This window comes from Micromonospora sp. SL4-19 (assembly GCF_047921475.1).
Taxonomy (GTDB): domain Bacteria; phylum Actinomycetota; class Actinomycetes; order Mycobacteriales; family Micromonosporaceae; genus Micromonospora.
This window is the reverse complement of record NZ_JBLROB010000016.1, coordinates 69,157-85,496: the sequence shown is the minus strand read 5'-3', so window position 1 is coordinate 85,496 and position 16,340 is coordinate 69,157. Positions and strand designations below refer to the sequence as shown.

Below are 16,340 nucleotides of genomic sequence, written 5' to 3'. Positions count from 1 at the left end.
CGGTCCGCCCTGGCCCGTACCGGAGGAAAGGTGTCCGGTAGATGGCTGAACCGCCCCGTGGAGTACGGCTCGGGGTCGATGTCGGGCAGGTCCGGGTGGGTGTCGCCCGGTCCGATCCGCACGGCATCCTGGCCACCCCGCTGGTCACCCTCGCCCGGGACCTGACGGCCGCACCGGACGCGGTGCCCACCGACATGGCCGAGCTGGTCCGGCTGGCCGCCGAGCACGAGGCGGTCGAGGTCGTCGTCGGACTGCCGGTCAACCTCGCCGGAAAGCATGGCCCGGCGGCGGCGAACGTCTCAGCGTATGCTGCCCGACTGGCTGATGTATTGGGGGCGGTTCCGGTGACGCTGACGGACGAGAGGATGTCGACCGTGGTCGCGAGCCGTAGGCTGGCCGAACGGGGCGTCCGGGGTAAACGCCAACGGGCGGTGGTCGACCAGGCCGCCGCGGTGGAGATTCTGCAGAGCTGGCTGGACGCACAGCGGAGGCGGACGCAATGATCGACGACCTTGACCTGGGCTTCGACGATCCGGAGAGGGGGGAGAAGGGCCGGCACCGACGCCGCGCGGTACGCAAACGCAACGGCAAGTCGGGCGGCGGGGCCAAGACCGTCTTCGCCCTCCTGATGGCGCTCGTGCTGCTGGGCGGCATCGGCGGCGGCGCGTACATCGGCTTCGACCGGATCCGTAACCACTTCGTCACCCCCGACTACGCCGGCCCGGGATCGGGCGAGGTGCTGGTCCAGGTGAAGAAGGGGGACACCCTTACCGACATCGGGAACACCCTCTACGACGCCGGGGTGGTGAAGAGCACCAAGGCGTTCATCGAGGCCGCCGACGCGAACTCCCGCAGCAAGAACATCCAGGTCGGCAGCTACAAGGTCCGCAAGCAGATGAAGGCCGCCGACGCGGTCACCGTGCTGCTCGACCCGAAGAGCCGGGTGGTCAACGGGGTGACCATCCCCGAGGGCACGATCAGCCTAAACATCTACGCGATCCTCTCCAAGGAGACCAAGATCCCGGTCGCCGAGTTCAAGAAGGCCGCGGAGGATCCGGCCGACCTGGGCGTGCCGGACTTCTGGTTCAAGCGTGGCGACAAGAAGAAGAGCCCGAAGAGCATCGAGGGCTTCCTCTACCCGTCCACCTACGAGATCCCGCCGAAGGCCACGGCCAAGCAGATCCTGTCGATGATGGTGCAACAGTTCCTCGGCGTCACCCAGCAGATCGACTTCGTCGACCGGGTGCAGAAGGAGCGGAACATCTCCCCGTACGAGGCGCTGATCACCGCCTCCATCGCCCAGGCCGAGGCGGTCGACCCGAAGGACTTCCCGAAGGTGTCCCGGGTGATCTACAACCGGGTCTATGCCGGCAAGATCCCCTGCAACTGCCTGGGCATCGACAGCGGTATCAACTACTGGCTGCGCCTGCAGGGCAAGGACCCGAAGGACTCCAACGACCTCCTGCGGAGCGAGATCAACGACCCGAAGAACCCGTACAACACCCACGACGTTCCGGGCCTGCCGATCACCCCGATCAGCAACCCCGGCGAGGACGCGCTCAAGGGCGCCCTCGACCCGCCGCAGGGGGACTGGATCTTCTTCATGACGGTCGACCAGAAGGGCACGATGGGCTACGGCCGCAACGACGCTGAGTACACCCAGCTCAGGAAGACGATGTGCAAGAACAAGGTGCTGACCGGGGAGCTTTGCCGATTCTGAGGGCCGCCGTCGTCGGTAAGCCGATCGCGCACTCGCTCTCCCCGGTGATCCACGAGGCGGGGTACGCGGCGGCCGGGCTGACGGGGTGGTCGTACACCCGGATCGAGTGCGCGGCCGACGAGCTGGCCGGCCTGGTCGCGGGCCTGGGCCCGGATTGGGCCGGGCTGTCGGTGACCATGCCGGGCAAGGAGGCGGCGCTGGCGCTGGCCGACGAGGTCTCGCCGGTCGCCGCCGCCGTCGGCGCCGCCAACACCCTGGTACGCCGACCCGACGGCTCCTGGTACGCCGACAACACCGACGTCGCCGGCATGGTCGACGTGCTCACCGCGGCCGGATGCGCGGCCGGTGCCACGGTGACCGTGCTCGGTGCGGGCGGCACCGCCCGGGCGGCGATCGCGGCGGCGGCTCGGATCGGCGCGGCCGAGGTCACCGTGGTGGCCCGCCGGCCCGAGGCGGTCGACGAGCTGCGCCCGGTGGCCCGCGCGGTCGGGGTGCCCCTCGCCGGCGCCGACTGGGACGGCGCCCCGGCGCACGCCCGCGCCGACCTCGTGATCTCGACCGTGCCGAAGGGGGTGGCAGATCCGCTCGCCGGGCACTTCGACTGGCGGCCGGGATCCGTCTTCTTCGACGCGCTCTACGATCCCTGGCCCACCCCGCTCGCCGTGTCGGCGCTCGCCGCCGGCTGCCGGGTCGTCTCCGGGCTGGACCTGCTGCTGGCCCAGGCCGTCGGCCAGTTCGAGCAGTTCACCGGCGTCCCCGCGCCCCGTGCGGCGATGGCCGCGGCGCTCGCCGTGGCCCGCGACGCCGGCTGACCCGGACGGGGCCGCGCCCGGCACGCGGACGGGCGCGTCCGCAGGGCGGGATGCGGTGGGCGGAGCATCGGGGCGGCCACCGGGCGTGACAGACTGACCGCTGTGTTGCGCTGGCTGACTGCAGGTGAATCGCACGGACCCGCCCTCGTCGCGCTGCTGGAGGGGGTGCCCGCCGGCATCGAGCTGACCACCGCGGAGATCGCCGGTGAGCTGGCCCGGCGGCGGCTCGGCTACGGCCGCGGCGCCCGGATGGCGTTCGAGCAGGACGAGGTCGAGATCATCGGCGGCCTGCGGCACGGTGCCACCGTCGGCAGCCCGGTGGCTATCCGGGTCGGCAACTCCGAGTGGCCCAAGTGGCGCACCGTGATGGCCGCCGATCCGGTCGACCCGGAGGAACTGGCCGGGCAGGCCCGGAACGCCCCGCTCACCCGCCCCCGCCCCGGCCACGCCGACCTGGCCGGCATGCAGAAGTACGGCCACACCGACGCCCGGCCGATCCTGGAGCGAGCCAGCGCCCGCGAGACCGCCGCCCGGGTCGCCGTCGGCACGGTCGCCAAGGCCCTGGTGAAGCAGGCGCTCGGCATCGAGATCGTCTCCCACGTGGTGGAGCTGGGCCCGGTGGCCGTGAAGCCCGGCCTGCGCCCGACCCCCGAGGACGCCGCCCGCATCGACGCCGACCCGCTGCGCTGCCTCGACCCGGAGGCCAGCGCCCGGATGGTCGCGGAGGTCGACGCCGCGAAGAAGGCCGCCGACACCCTGGGCGGCGTGGTCGAGGTGCTCGCGTACGGGGTGCCGCCGGGCCTGGGCAGCCACGTGCAGTGGGACCGCAAGCTGGACGCGCGCCTCGCCACGGCGCTGATGTCGATCCAGGCCATCAAGGGCGTGGAGATCGGCGACGGCTGGCAGCAGGCCCGCTCCCGAGGCTCGGAGGCGCACGACGAGATCCTGCCCACCGCGACCGGGGTACGCCGGGTGACCGACCGGGCCGGTGGCCTGGAGGGCGGCATCACCACCGGCGAGCCGCTGCGGGTGAAGGCCGCGATGAAGCCGATCTCGTCGCTGAACCGGGCGCTGTCCACCGTCGACGTCGCCACCGGCGAGGCGGCGACGGCGATCAACCAGCGTTCCGACGTCTGTGCGGTGCCGGCGGCGGCGGTGGTGGCCGAGGCGATGGTCGCCCTCGTGCTGGCCGAGGCGGCGGTGGAGAAGTTCGGCGGCGACTCGGTCGCGGAGATGCGCCGCAACCTCGCCGGCTACCTCGACGCCCTGGTGATCAGGTGAGCAGCCGGCCGATCTGCGTGCTGGTCGGGGCGCCCGGCTCCGGCAAGACCACCGTGGGGCAGGCGCTCGCCGACACGCTCGGTGTGACCTTCCGGGACACCGACACCGACATCGAGCAGCTCGCCGGCAAGCCGATCCCGGAGATCTTCATCGACGAGGGGGAGGCGCACTTCCGTGCCCTCGAACGGGCGGCGGTGGCGGCGGCCCTGGCCGCGCACCCGGGGGTGCTCGCCCTCGGCGGCGGCGCGGTCCTCGCGGAGGAGAATCGCGCCGCGCTCATCGGGCACACCGTCGTGCACCTGTCGGTGGAGCTGCCCGACGCGGTGAAGCGGGTCGGCCTGGGTGCCGGCCGGCCGTTGCTGGCGCTCAACCCGCGGGCCACCCTCAAGCACCTGATGGAGCAGCGCCGCCCGCTCTACGCCGAGGTGGCGACCGCGACCGTGGTCACCGACGGGCGCACCCCGCACGAGCTGGCCACCGAGATCGCCGCCCTGCTCAAGCCCTGACCTGCCACGGAGTTGGACATGGACGAGGTGACCCGGATCCCGGTCGGCGGCGAACGGCCGTACGACGTGCTGGTGGGACGTGACCTGCTCGACCCGCCACCCCGGCTGCTGCCCGACGCGGAGCGGGTGGCGTTCCTGCACGCGCCGCCGCTGAAGGCGCTGGCCGAGGGGCTCGCCGAGCGGGTCCGTGCGGCCGGGGTGACGCCGCTGCTGATCGAGGTGCCGGACGCCGAGTCGGGCAAGCACATCGACGTGGCCGCGGCCTGCTGGGACCGGCTCGGCGAGGCGGGCTTCACCCGTACCGACGCGGTGGTCGGGGTGGGCGGCGGCGCGGTCACCGATCTGGCCGGTTTCGTGGCGGCCTGCTGGCTGCGCGGGGTCCGCTGGGTGCCGGTGGCGACCTCGCTGCTGGGCATGGTCGACGCCGCCGTGGGCGGCAAGACCGGGATCAACACGGCGGCCGGCAAGAACCTGGTCGGCGCCTTCCACCCGCCGGCCGGGGTGATCTGCGACCTGGCGACCCTGGACAGCCTGCCGCCGGCCGACCTGGCCGCCGGGATGGCCGAGGTGGTCAAGTGCGGGTTCATCGCCGACCCGGCGATCCTCGATCTGGTCGAGCGGGACCCGGCCGCCGCGCTCGACCCGACCGGGCCGGTGGCCCGGGAGCTGATCGAGCGGGCCGTGCGGGTCAAGGCCGACGTGGTCTCCGGGGACCTGCGCGAGTCCGGGGTACGCGAGGTGCTCAACTACGGGCACACCCTGGCGCACGCGATCGAGAAGGTGGAGGGCTACCGCTGGCGGCACGGCCACGCCGTCGCGGTGGGCCTGGTCTATGCGGCCACCCTGGCCCGGCTCGCCGGACGGCTGGACCCGGCCACCGCCGAGCGGCACCGCGCCGCGGTCGACGCGCTCGGCCTGCCCACCGGCTACCGGGCCGACGCCTGGCCGGATCTGCTCGCCGCCATGCGGGTCGACAAGAAGGCGCGGGGGAGCCGGCTGCGCTTCGTGGTGCTGGACGGCCTGGCCCGCCCGGCGATCCTGGAGGGCCCCTCCGACGAACTGCTGCACGAGGCGTACCGGGAGATCAGCTCATGAGGGTGTATGTGCTCAACGGGCCGAACCTGGGCCGGCTCGGCACCCGCCAGGTCGACGTGTACGGGATGACCAGCTACGCCGACCTGGTGACGATGTGCGTGGACACCGGCCGGGAGCTGGGGCTGGACGTGGTGGTGCGGCAGACCGACGCCGAGCACGAGATGCTGGGCTGGTTGCACGAGGCGGCCGACGAGGGGGCGGCGGTGGTGCTCAACCCGGCCGCCTGGTCGCATTACTCGATCGCGGTCCGGGACGCCTGCGCGATGCTCCGGGCCCCCCTTGTCGAGGTGCACATCTCCAACATCCACGCCCGGGAGGAGTTCCGGCACCACTCGGTGGTCTCCGCGGTGGCGGCCGGGGTGATCTGCGGCCTCGGCGTGGACGGCTACCACCTGGCCCTGCGTCACCTCGCCACCCGCCTGGCCGGCGGCGCCTGACCCGACCGGGCGCGGGCCGCTCGCTCTGCGTGATGTTCGGCACGCTCCGCCGGCCCCGCCCGCAGCGCGGCGGACCGGGTTCGACACAGCTAGTAGAATTCTTAGGTCTGTCCGCCAATTGATGATCAAGGCAGGAAATGGCCACCACCAACGACCTCAAGAACGGCCTGGTGCTCAACCTCGACGGCGAACTGTGGGCCGTCGTCGAGTTCCAGCACGTCAAGCCCGGTAAGGGTGGCGCCTTCGTGCGTACCACGCTGAAGAACGTGCTGTCCGGCAAGGTGGTCGACAAGACCTTCAACGCGGGCACCAAGGTCGACACCGCCACCGTCGACAAGCGCACCATGCAGTACCTGTACGCCGACGGCGAGGACTACGTCTTCATGGATCTGGAGACGTTCGACCAGATCACCGTCCCGGGCGGCACCGTCGGCGAGGCGGCCAACTACCTCCTCCCCGAGGCCGAGGCGACCGTCGCCACCCACGAGGGTGTGCCGCTCTACATCGAGTTGCCGACCTCCGTCGTGCTGGAGATCACCTACACCGAGCCGGGTCTGCAGGGCGACCGCTCGACCGGCGGCAACAAGCCGGCCACCGTCGAGACCGGTGCCACCGTCCAGGTGCCGCTGTTCATCACCACCGGCGAGAAGATCAAGGTCGACACCCGCGACGGCCGTTACCTCGGCCGCGCCTGATGGCCGAGGGCTCCAAGCAGCAGATGCCGGCGCGCCGCAAGGCGCGCAAGCGGGCGCTGGACGTGCTCTTCGAGGCCGATCTGCGGGATCGGCCGCCCGCCGAGGTGCTGGCCGGCTACATCGAGCGGATCGAGAAACCCCGCCCGGAGCACCTGGGCTACGCGGTCAGTCTGGTCGAGGGCGTCGCGGCGCACCTCGACCGGATCGACGAGCTGATCGCCAGCTACGCCGAGGGCTGGACGCTGGACCGGATGCCGACGGTCGACCGCAATCTGGCCCGGATCGCGGTCTACGAGTTGCTCTACGTCGACGAGATCGACGACGCGGTGGCGATCAGTGAGGCCGTCGAGCTGGCCCGGCAGATGTCGACCGACGACTCGCCGCGCTTCCTCAACGGCCTCCTCGGCCGGATCGCCGAGTACGCCACCCGCTGACCGGTTCCCGCCGCACCCCGACGACGAGAAGGGCCCGTGCCGTCCGGCACGGGCCCTTCTCGGTGCGACAGCGGGTCAGTTCGCGAAGAACGCGCGCGGGTCGGCGACCAGCACACCGTGCTCGGTGAGGCGCTCGATCAGGCCCGACGGCGAGGCGTCGTAGACGATCGCGAGGGCGCGCAGGTCGTCGGCGCGGATGGAGAGGACGCGGCCGTTGTAGTCGCCGCGCTGCTGCTGGATGGCACGGGCGTAGCGGGCGACGTAGGCGAGGTCCTCGGAGGCCTCGTCGTAGAGCCGCTCCAGGTCCAGGACGATCTTGCTGGTGGGCTCGTGCCGGACCCCGCTGCCGTCGGGCAGCAGCTCCGAGACGGGAACGCGGTAGAACTCGGCCAGCTCCGCCAGGCGGGACACGGTGACGGCGCGGTCGCCGCGCTCGTACGAGCCGACCACCACGGCCTTCCACCGCCCGTTCGACTTCTCCTCCACACCCTGCAGGGACAGGCCCTGCTGCTGGCGGATGGAGCGCAGGCGGGCGCCCAGCGACTTGGCGTATTCAGAGGGCATTCGGACACTCCCAGTGCTGTTCGGGTTCTCCCAGCTATCGCTACGGAGCGTGACGGTACGGGGATTGCGACACGCGGTCAAGTGCTCGTGACCTTACCGTTGGGGAGTGCCGGGGGAGTTATCCGCATTTCGCCGCCCTGACCAGGAGTCAGGACCGGCGGCGGTCGGCCCGGTGACCGCTGGTAACGTGGCGTGAAGCCCCGGTCCGGCCCGCGCGGCCCGTCCGGAAGACCAGACATCCTTTAACGACCCGTCCCGTGAGGCGGGGAAGGAGGTCCGCCGTGGCCTACCCACCGGCTGCCCACACGTCGCCGCCGCGACAGCCCTCGGTGAAGGTGATCCTCGCCGCCGCCGACGTGTCGCGGGTGGTCGACCGAATCGCCCACCAGATCCTGGAGAAGACCCAGGGCGCCGCCGACACCGTCCTGCTCGGCATCCCCACCCGCGGAGTCCCGCTCGCGAGGCGCCTCGCCGCCCGGATCAGCACCTTCGAGGACGTGACCGTCCCGGTCGGCGTGCTCGACATCACCCTCTACCGCGACGACCTGCGCCGGCACGCCACCCGCGCGGTCGGCCCCACCGACCTGCCCAGCGACGGGATCGACGGCAGGCGGGTGATCCTGGTCGACGACGTGCTCTTCTCCGGCCGTACCGTGCGGGCCGCCCTCGACGCGCTCAGCGACGTCGGCCGCCCGGCCTCCGTACAACTCGCGGTCCTGGTCGACCGAGGCCACCGCCAGCTGCCGATCCGCGCCGACTACGTCGGCAAGAACATCCCGACCGCGCTCGCCGAGAGCGTCAAGGTCACCCTCGCCGAGACCGACGGCGCCGACGAGGTCAAGCTCTACGGGGGTACGCCCGCATGATCAGGCACCTGCTCTCCGGCGCCGACCTGGACGCGGCCACCGCCACCCAGATCCTGGACACCGCGGCCGAGATGGCCACCGTCGCGGGCCGCGAGGTCAAGAAGCTCCCGGCGCTGCGCGGTCGCACCGTGGTGAACCTCTTCTACGAGGACTCCACCCGGACCCGGATCTCGTTCGAGGCGGCCGCCAAACGACTCAGCGCGGATGTGATCAATTTTTCGGCCAAGGGCTCCAGCGTCGCCAAGGGCGAGAGCCTGAAGGACACCGCGCTCACCCTTCAGGCCATGGGGGCCGACGCGGTGGTCGTCCGGCACCCCGCCTCCGGTGCCCCGCACCGGCTGGCCAACTGGGTGGACGGGTCCGTCGTCAACGCCGGCGACGGCACCCACGAGCACCCGACCCAGGCGCTGCTCGACGCCTACACGATGCGCTCCCGGCTGGGGCGGCTCGCCGGCCTGCACGTGGCGATCGTCGGCGACGTGCTGCACTCCCGGGTGGCCCGCTCCAACGTGCTGCTGCTCTCCACCCTCGGCGCCAAGGTCACCCTGGTCGGCCCACCCACGCTCATCCCGGTGGACATCTCCGCCGCGCTCGCCCCGGGCACCGATGTCTCGTACGACCTCGACGCCGTTCTTCCCGGCGTGGACGTGGTGATGATGCTGCGGGTGCAGCGGGAGCGGATGAACGACTCCTACTTCCCATCCGCCCGCGAGTACGCCCGCCGCTACGGGTTGGACGGGCCGCGCCTGCGCCGGCTGCCCGAGCACGCGATCGTCATGCACCCCGGCCCGATGAACCGGGGCATGGAGATCACGCCCGAGGTCGCCGACTCACCCCGCTCCACCATCGTCGAACAGGTCGCCAACGGGGTTTCCGTGCGGATGGCCGTCCTCTACCTGCTGCTCGGAGGGAACAACCGGTGACCGCGTACCTGATCAAGAATGTCAGTGTGGTCGGCGCCGCGCCGACCGACCTGCTGATCCGCGACGGCGTCGTGGCCGAGGCCGGCGCGGGACTGACCGCGCCGGACGCCACGGTGCTCGACGCCACCGGCCTGGTCGCCCTGCCCGGCCTGGTCGACCTGCACACCCACCTGCGCGAACCGGGCCGCGAGGACGCCGAGACCGTCGAGTCCGGCTCCCGGGCGGCGGCGCTCGGCGGCTACACCGCGGTCTGCGCGATGGCCAACACCTCGCCGGTCGCCGACACCGCCGGCGTGGTGGAGCAGGTCTGGCGGCTCGGCCGGGAGGCCGGGCTGGTCGACGTGCAGCCGATCGGCGCGGTCACCGTCGGCCTGGCCGGCGAGCGCCTGGCCGAGCTGGGCGCGATGGCCGACTCGGCGGCCCGGGTACGGATCTTCTCCGACGACGGGCACTGCGTCGCCGACCCGATGCTGATGCGCCGGGCCCTGGAGTACGTGAAGGCGTTCGACGGGGTCATCGCCCAGCACGCCGAGGAGCCCCGGCTGACCGAGGGCGCCCAGATGCACGAGGGCGAGGTCTCCACCCGGCTCGGGCTGACCGGCTGGCCGGCGGTCGCCGAGGAGGCGATCATCGCCCGCGACGTGCTGCTGGCCGAGCACGTCGGCAGCCGGCTGCACATCTGCCACGTCTCCACCGCCGGCAGCGTGGAGGTGCTGCGGCACGCCAAGGCGCGCGGGGTGCGGGTCACCGCCGAGGTGACCCCGCACCACCTGCTGCTCACCGACGAGGTCGTGAGCGGGAGGAGTGAGCTTGCGAGCCCCGCACTCGCGAGCAACTGGAGCCCAGCGGCTCCCTACGACCCGGTCTACAAGGTCAACCCGCCGCTGCGCAGTGCCGGTGACGTCGCCGCGCTGCGGGCCGCGCTGGCCGAGGGCGTGCTCGACATCATCGCCACCGACCACGCCCCGCACGCGGTCGAGGACAAGGAGTGCGAGTGGGCGTACGCCCGGCCGGGCATGCTCGGCCTGGAGACGGCGCTGTCGATCGCCCTCGACGTGCTCGGCCCGCAGTGGGACCTGATCGCCGAGCGGATGTCGCGCGCCCCGGCCCGGATCGCCGGGCTGGACGGGCACGGCGTCGACCCCGCTCCCGGCGTGCCGGCCAACCTGACCCTGGTCGACCCGGCCGCCCGCCGCGTCATCGAGCCGGCGGAACTGGCCAGTCGTAGTCGCAACACCCCGTACGCCCGCATGACGCTGCCGGGTCGCATCGTGGCGACCTTCCTGCGCGGCGAGCCGACGGTCCTGGACGGAAAGGCAGTCAAGTGAGCGCGAGGAACGCAGCGGAGCGGAGTCCCGCAGTCGCGAACGAAAGGCGGGCACAGTGAAGAGGCGTCCCGCGATTCTCGTCCTTGAGGACGGACGCACGTTCCACGGCGAGGCGTACGGCAGCGTCGGAGAGACCTTCGGCGAGGCGGTCTTCAACACCGGTATGACCGGATACCAGGAGACCCTCACCGACCCGTCGTACCACCGGCAGGTGGTGGTGCAGACCGCGCCGCACATCGGCAACACCGGCGTCAACCCCGAGGACGACGAGTCGTCCCGGATCTGGGTCGCCGGGTACGTGGTCCGCGACCCTGCCCGGGTCAGCTCGAACTGGCGGGCCACCGGTGGCCTGGAGGACCGGCTCGCCGCCGAGGGCGTGGTCGGCATCAGCGGCGTCGACACCCGGGCGCTCACCCGGCACCTGCGCGAGCGGGGCGCGATGCGGGTCGGCATCTCCAGCGTCGACGACGACCCGGCCGCCCTGCTCGACCGGGTGCGCCGGTCGCCGCAGATGGTCGGCGCGGACCTCTCCGCCGAGGTGACCACCGCCGAGCCGTACGTGGTCGAGGCGCAGGGGGAGCACCGGTTCACCGTCGCCGCCCTGGACCTGGGCATCAAGCGCAACGTGCCCCGCCGGCTGGCGGCGCGCGGGGTGACCACCCACGTGCTGCCCGCCACCGCGACCATCGAGGACCTGCTCGCCACCGGCGCGGACGCGGTCTTCTTCTCGCCCGGCCCGGGCGACCCGGCCACCGCCGACGGGCCGGTGGCGCTGGCCCGGGAGGTGCTGACCCGGCGGATCCCGCTCTTCGGCATCTGCTTCGGCAGCCAGATCCTCGGTCGGGCGCTCGGATTCGGCACCTACAAGCTCGGCTACGGCCACCGAGGCATCAACCAGCCGGTGCTCGACCGGTCCACCGGCAAGGTCGAGGTGACCAGTCACAACCACGGCTTCGCCGTCGAGGTGCCGGGCGCGGGACCGGGTGTGGTGGTCCCCGACCAGGTGATCGAGACCGAGTTCGGCGGTGTCCAGGTGTCACACGTCTGCCTCAATGACAACGTGGTCGAGGGGCTGCGGGCCAAGGACGTGCCCGCCTTCACCGTCCAGTACCACCCGGAGGCGGCGGCCGGCCCGCACGACGCGGACTACCTCTTCGACCGCTTCGCCGAGCTCATCGAAGGCGGAAAGAATGCCTAAGCGCACCGACCTCAAGCACGTCCTGGTGATCGGCTCCGGGCCGATCGTGATCGGGCAGGCCTGCGAGTTCGACTACTCCGGCACCCAGGCCTGCCGGGTGCTGCGCAGCGAGGGGATCCGGGTCAGCCTGGTCAACTCCAACCCGGCGACGATCATGACGGACCCGGAGTTCGCCGACGCCACGTACGTCGAGCCGATCACCCCGGAGTTCGTCGAGCTGGTCATCGCCAAGGAGCGCCCCGACGCGCTGCTGCCCACCCTGGGCGGCCAGACCGCGCTGAATACCGCGGTCGCCCTGCACGAGTCGGGCGTCCTGGAGAAGTACGGCGTCGAGCTGATCGGCGCCAACATCGAGGCGATCCGGCGCGGCGAGGACCGGCAGCTGTTCAAGGACATCGTCGCCAAGGCCGGCGTCCGGATCGGCCTCGCGGATCCGTCCTCCCTGGTGCCCCGCTCCCGGGTCTGCCACTCCATGGCCGAGGTCGAGGAGACCGCCGCGGAGCTGGGCCTGCCGGTGGTGATCCGGCCGTCGTTCACCATGGGCGGTCTCGGCTCCGGCATGGCGCACACCGCCGAGGACCTGGCGCGCATCGCCGGCGCCGGCCTGGCCTACAGCCCGGTGCACGAGGTCCTCATCGAGGAGAGCGTGCTCGGCTGGAAGGAGTACGAGCTCGAACTCATGCGCGACCGCCACGACAACGTGGTGGTGGTCTGCTCGATCGAGAACGTCGACCCGATGGGCGTGCACACCGGCGACAGCGTCACCGTCGCCCCGGCGATGACCCTGACCGACCGGGAGTACCAGCGGCTGCGTGACCTCGGCATCGCGGTGCTGCGCGAGGTCGGGGTGGACACCGGCGGCTGCAACATCCAGTTCGCGGTGAACCCGGCCGACGGCCGGATCGTCGTGATCGAGATGAACCCCCGGGTGTCCCGCTCCTCGGCGCTGGCGTCGAAGGCCACCGGCTTCCCGATCGCCAAGATCGCGGCGAAGCTGGCCATCGGCTACACCCTCGACGAGATCCCCAACGACATCACGCTCAAAACCCCGGCGGCGTTCGAGCCGACCCTGGACTACGTGGTGGTGAAGATCCCCCGGTTCGCCTTCGAGAAGTTCCCCGGCGCCGACCCGGAGCTGACCACCACCATGAAGTCGGTCGGTGAGGCGATGAGCCTCGGCCGGAACTTCACCGAAGCGCTGAACAAGGCGATGCGCTCGATGGAGACGAAGGCAGCTGGATTCTGGACCCGACCCGATCCGGCCGACGCGACCCGGGAGAACACCCTCGCCGCGCTGCGGATGCCGCACGACGGCCGGCTCTACACCGTCGAGCGGGCGCTGCGCCTCGGCGCCTCCGTCGCCGAGGTCGCCGAGGCGTCCGGCGGGATGGACCCGTGGTTCCTGGACCAGATCGCCGCGCTGGTCGAGCTGCGCGCCGAGATCGTCGACGCCCCGGTCCTCGACATCGACCTGCTGCGCCGGGCCAAGCGGGCCGGCCTGTCCGACCGCCAGCTCGCCGCGCTCCGCCCCGAGCTGGCCGCCGAGGACGGTGTCCGCATCCTGCGGCACCGGCTGGGGGTGCGCCCGGTCTACAAGACGGTGGACACCTGCGCCGCCGAGTTCGAGGCGACCACGCCGTACCACTACTCGACGTACGACCAGGAGACCGAGGTGGCGCCCTCGGAGCGGCCCAAGGTGATCATCCTGGGTTCCGGGCCGAACCGGATCGGCCAGGGCATCGAGTTCGACTACTCCTGCGTGCACGCCGTTCAGGCGTTGCGCAGCGCGCCCGTCGGCACAGTCGCTGCGTCCGGTTCCGGGGCCGAAGGCGCCGGTGCGTCCGGTTCCGGGGGCGAAGGCGCCGGCTTCGAGACCGTCATGGTCAACTGCAACCCGGAGACGGTCTCCACGGACTACGACACGGCCGACCGGCTCTACTTCGAGCCGTTGACCTTCGAGGACGTGCTGGAGGTGTGGCACGCCGAGGACTCCTCCGGCCGGGCGGCCGGCGGGCCGGGCGTGGTCGGCGTGATCGTGCAGCTCGGTGGGCAGACCCCGCTCGGTCTGGCCCAGCGGCTCAAGAACGCCGGCGTGCCGGTGGTCGGCACCTCGCCGGAGTCGATCCACCTGGCCGAGGAGCGCGGCGCGTTCGGCGCGGTGCTGGCCCGGGCCGGGCTGCGCGCCCCGGCGCACGGCATGGCCACCTCGTACGACGAGGCGAAGGCGATCGCCGACGAGATCGGGTACCCGGTGCTGGTCCGCCCGTCGTACGTGCTCGGCGGGCGGGGCATGGAGATCGTCTACGACGACGCCACCCTGCGCGACTACATCGGTCGGGCCACCGACATCTCGCCCGACCACCCGGTGCTGGTGGACCACTTCCTGGACGACGCCATCGAGATCGACGTGGACGCGCTCTGCGACGCCGACGGCGAGGTCTACCTGGGTGGCGTGATGGAGCACATCGAGGAGGCCGGCATCCACTCCGGCGACTCGTCCTGCGCACTGCCGCCGATCACCCTGGCCGGCTCCCACCTCACCCAGGTGCGCCGCTACACCGAGGCGATCGCGCGTGGAGTCGGCGTGCGCGGCCTGCTCAACGTCCAGTACGCCCTCAAGGACGACGTGCTCTACGTGCTGGAGGCGAACCCGCGGGCCTCCCGGACGGTCCCGTTCGTCTCCAAGGCGACCGCGGTGCCGCTGGCCAAGGCGGCGGCCCGGATCGCGCTCGGCGCCACCATCGCCGAGCTGCGCGCCGAGGGGATGCTGCCGCCCACCGGGGACGGCGGCACCATGCCGGCCGACGCCCCGATCGCGGTCAAGGAGGCGGTACTGCCGTTCAAGCGGTTCCGTACCCCGGCCGGCAAGGGGATCGACGTGCTGCTCGGCCCGGAGATGAAGTCCACCGGCGAGGTGATGGGCATCGACACCGGATTCGGGCACGCCTTCGCCAAGTCTCAGTCCGCCGCGTACGGGTCGCTGCCGACCGCCGGCAAGATCTTCGTCTCGGTGGCGAACCGGGACAAGCGCGGCATGATCTTCCCGATCAAGCGCCTCGCCGACCTGGGTTTCGAGATCGTGGCCACCACCGGTACCGCCGACGTGCTGCGCCGGCACGGCATCGCCTGCGAGCAGATCCGCAAGCACTACGAGGCCGGCGAGGGCGCGGACGCGGTGTCGCTGATCCTCGGCGGCGACGTGGCCCTGGTGGTGAACACCCCGCAGGGTTCCGGCGCGAGCGCCCGCTCCGACGGATACGAGATCCGCAGCGCCGCGGTCACCGCCGACATCCCGTGCATCACGACGCTGCCCGGCGCGGCCGCCGCGGTCATGGGCATCGAGGCGCGGATCCGCGGCGACATGCGGGTCCGCCCCCTGCAGGATCTCCACGCCACCCTGCGAGCCGCCCAGTGACCGCCGCCGTCGAGGGAGGCGCGGCGTGATGTTCGAGCGGGTCGTGCGTCCCCAGCTGTTCCGGATCGGGGGCGGGGACGCGGAGGCGGCGCACGAGTGGACGCTGGCCCGGCTGGCGGGGCTGTCCCGCCGGCCGGCCGCCCTCGCGGCGCTGCGGGCCCGCTACTTCCGGCCCGCGCCGCGCACGGTGTTCGGGGTGAGCTTCCCGAACCCGGTCGGGCTGGCGGCCGGGATGGACAAGAACGGGGTCGCACTGCCGGCCTGGCCGGCGCTCGGCTTCGGCTTCGTCGAGGTCGGCACGGTCACCGCACACGCCCAGCCGGGCAACCCCCGGCCCCGGCTGTTCCGGCTGCGCGACAGCGAGGCCGTGGTCAACCGGATGGGCTTCAACAACGCCGGTGCCGAGGCCCTGGCCGCCCGGCTGGCGGCGCTGCCGCGCCCGATCGGGGTACCGCTGGGCATCTCGCTCGGCAAGTCCAAGGTGACCCCGCTGGACGAGGCGGTCGAGGACTACCTGGCCTCCTACCGCGCGTTGCGGGAGCGCGGGGACTACTTCGCGGTCAACGTCTCCTCGCCGAACACCCCGGGCCTGCGGTCCCTTCAGGACCGGTCCCATCTGGACGCGCTGCTCGCGGCGTTGGTGGGGGAGAAGCCGGTGCTGGTGAAGATCGCTCCCGATCTCACCGAGCCGGCCATCGCCGAGCTGCTGGAGGTCTGCCTGGAGCGCGGCGCGGCCGGGGTGATCGCCACCAACACCACCCTGGCCCGGGACGGGCTCGCCCTGACCGACCGGGCGCGGGGCGCGGAGACCGGCGGGCTGTCCGGCCGTCCACTGGTCGGGCGCGCCCGCGAGGTGGTCGCCTTCGTACACCGGGAGACCGGTGGCCGGCTGCCGGTGATCGGTGTCGGCGGCATCGTCGACCCGGACGACGCGGCCCGGATGTTCGACGCCGGCGCGAGCCTGGTGCAGCTCTACACCGGTTTCATCTACCGGGGCCCGGCCCTGGTCCGGTCGGTCGCCCGGGCGACCGTCGGCCGTCGCTGAGCGGGGACGCACCGGCGCACG

The 16,340-nt window shown here is 72.2% G+C and carries 16 protein-coding genes; 15 read left to right on the top strand and 1 reads right to left on the bottom strand.

What is annotated here, in order from left to right; all coding sequences use genetic code 11:
- The first annotated feature begins 41 nt into the window (after positions 1-41).
- The 9 genes from ruvX to nusB all read left to right on the top strand — a co-directional run bounded on the left by ruvX (position 42) and on the right by nusB (position 6,980).
- Positions 42-503: a Holliday junction resolvase RuvX gene (gene ruvX / locus ACNAVT_RS19870; protein ID WP_416298329.1), complete on the top strand. Its 462-nt coding sequence runs from the start codon at positions 42-44 to the stop codon at positions 501-503.
- Positions 500-1,720 carry an endolytic transglycosylase MltG gene (gene mltG, locus ACNAVT_RS19865; RefSeq protein WP_416298327.1) on the top strand — a complete coding sequence of 407 codons (1,221 nt, stop codon included), beginning with the start codon at positions 500-502 and terminating at the stop codon, positions 1,718-1,720. Before ruvX ends, mltG begins: the two co-directional genes overlap by 4 nt.
- Positions 1,717-2,532 (top strand): shikimate dehydrogenase, encoded by an 816-nt coding sequence (locus ACNAVT_RS19860; RefSeq protein ID WP_416298389.1) that lies wholly within the window; start codon positions 1,717-1,719, stop codon positions 2,530-2,532. Before mltG ends, ACNAVT_RS19860 begins: the two co-directional genes overlap by 4 nt.
- 102 nt (positions 2,533-2,634) lie before the next feature.
- On the top strand, positions 2,635-3,813 hold the full coding sequence (aroC, locus tag ACNAVT_RS19855; RefSeq protein WP_416298325.1) for a chorismate synthase: 1,179 nt from the start codon (positions 2,635-2,637) through the stop codon (positions 3,811-3,813).
- Entirely contained in the window at positions 3,810-4,319 is a 510-nt protein-coding gene (locus ACNAVT_RS19850) for a shikimate kinase (protein ID WP_416298323.1), read from the top strand. The genes aroC and ACNAVT_RS19850 overlap by 4 nt, the downstream gene beginning before the upstream one ends.
- An 18-nt stretch (positions 4,320-4,337) precedes the next feature.
- Positions 4,338-5,414 carry a 3-dehydroquinate synthase gene (gene aroB, locus ACNAVT_RS19845; RefSeq protein WP_416298321.1) on the top strand — a complete coding sequence of 359 codons (1,077 nt, stop codon included), beginning with the start codon at positions 4,338-4,340 and terminating at the stop codon, positions 5,412-5,414.
- On the top strand, positions 5,411-5,851 hold the full coding sequence (aroQ, locus tag ACNAVT_RS19840; RefSeq protein ID WP_416298320.1) for a type II 3-dehydroquinate dehydratase: 441 nt from the start codon (positions 5,411-5,413) through the stop codon (positions 5,849-5,851). The genes aroB and aroQ overlap by 4 nt, the downstream gene beginning before the upstream one ends.
- Before the next feature lie 137 nt (positions 5,852-5,988).
- Positions 5,989-6,546, top strand: a complete 558-nt coding sequence (gene efp, locus ACNAVT_RS19835) for an elongation factor P (protein ID WP_073835258.1) — start codon at positions 5,989-5,991, stop codon at positions 6,544-6,546.
- Positions 6,547-6,569: 23 nt separating this feature from the next.
- A complete protein-coding gene (gene nusB / locus ACNAVT_RS19830; protein ID WP_416298388.1) occupies positions 6,570-6,980 on the top strand; it encodes a transcription antitermination factor NusB in 411 nt (136 codons plus the stop codon).
- Positions 6,981-7,055: 75 nt separating this feature from the next.
- Here nusB and ACNAVT_RS19825 read toward each other — a convergent pair whose 3' ends face one another.
- A complete protein-coding gene (locus tag ACNAVT_RS19825) occupies positions 7,056-7,544 on the bottom strand; it encodes a transcriptional regulator (protein WP_357549717.1) in 489 nt (162 codons plus the stop codon).
- A gap of 281 nt (positions 7,545-7,825) precedes the next feature.
- Between ACNAVT_RS19825 and pyrR the strand changes: the two genes are divergently transcribed.
- From pyrR to ACNAVT_RS19795, 6 genes are read left to right on the top strand one after another with little or no spacing between them, the layout of a single operon-like run.
- Complete coding sequence (gene pyrR / locus ACNAVT_RS19820) at positions 7,826-8,410, top strand: bifunctional pyr operon transcriptional regulator/uracil phosphoribosyltransferase PyrR (protein ID WP_416298317.1); 585 nt, start codon at positions 7,826-7,828, stop codon at positions 8,408-8,410.
- Positions 8,407-9,333 carry an aspartate carbamoyltransferase catalytic subunit gene (locus ACNAVT_RS19815; RefSeq protein WP_416298315.1) on the top strand — a complete coding sequence of 309 codons (927 nt, stop codon included), beginning with the start codon at positions 8,407-8,409 and terminating at the stop codon, positions 9,331-9,333. The genes pyrR and ACNAVT_RS19815 overlap by 4 nt, the downstream gene beginning before the upstream one ends.
- Positions 9,330-10,661 (top strand): dihydroorotase, encoded by a 1,332-nt coding sequence (locus tag ACNAVT_RS19810; RefSeq protein WP_416298313.1) that lies wholly within the window; start codon positions 9,330-9,332, stop codon positions 10,659-10,661. The genes ACNAVT_RS19815 and ACNAVT_RS19810 overlap by 4 nt, the downstream gene beginning before the upstream one ends.
- Before the next feature lie 55 nt (positions 10,662-10,716).
- On the top strand, positions 10,717-11,859 hold the full coding sequence (carA, locus tag ACNAVT_RS19805) for a glutamine-hydrolyzing carbamoyl-phosphate synthase small subunit (RefSeq protein ID WP_416298311.1): 1,143 nt from the start codon (positions 10,717-10,719) through the stop codon (positions 11,857-11,859).
- Complete coding sequence (carB, locus tag ACNAVT_RS19800) at positions 11,852-15,274, top strand: carbamoyl-phosphate synthase large subunit (protein ID WP_416298309.1); 3,423 nt, start codon at positions 11,852-11,854, stop codon at positions 15,272-15,274. Before carA ends, carB begins: the two co-directional genes overlap by 8 nt.
- Before the next feature lie 25 nt (positions 15,275-15,299).
- Positions 15,300-16,319, top strand: a complete 1,020-nt coding sequence (locus ACNAVT_RS19795) for a quinone-dependent dihydroorotate dehydrogenase (RefSeq protein WP_416298307.1) — start codon at positions 15,300-15,302, stop codon at positions 16,317-16,319.
- Positions 16,320-16,340: the final 21 nt, after the last annotated feature.

What these genes read in the sequence shown, in the direction of transcription:
- ACNAVT_RS19815 (WP_416298315.1), top strand. Translation starts at nt 8,407, where the DNA reads ATGATCAGGCACCTGCTCTCCGGCGCCGACCTGGACGCGGCCACCGCC.
- ACNAVT_RS19825 (WP_357549717.1), bottom strand. Translation starts at nt 7,544, where the DNA reads ATGCCCTCTGAATACGCCAAGTCGCTGGGCGCCCGCCTGCGCTCCATC.
- mltG (WP_416298327.1), top strand. Translation starts at nt 500, where the DNA reads ATGATCGACGACCTTGACCTGGGCTTCGACGATCCGGAGAGGGGGGAG.
- aroQ (WP_416298320.1), top strand. Translation starts at nt 5,411, where the DNA reads ATGAGGGTGTATGTGCTCAACGGGCCGAACCTGGGCCGGCTCGGCACC.
- carB (WP_416298309.1), top strand. Translation starts at nt 11,852, where the DNA reads ATGCCTAAGCGCACCGACCTCAAGCACGTCCTGGTGATCGGCTCCGGG.
- ruvX (WP_416298329.1), top strand. Translation starts at nt 42, where the DNA reads ATGGCTGAACCGCCCCGTGGAGTACGGCTCGGGGTCGATGTCGGGCAG.
- aroB (WP_416298321.1), top strand. Translation starts at nt 4,338, where the DNA reads ATGGACGAGGTGACCCGGATCCCGGTCGGCGGCGAACGGCCGTACGAC.
- nusB (WP_416298388.1), top strand. Translation starts at nt 6,570, where the DNA reads ATGCCGGCGCGCCGCAAGGCGCGCAAGCGGGCGCTGGACGTGCTCTTC.
- efp (WP_073835258.1), top strand. Translation starts at nt 5,989, where the DNA reads ATGGCCACCACCAACGACCTCAAGAACGGCCTGGTGCTCAACCTCGAC.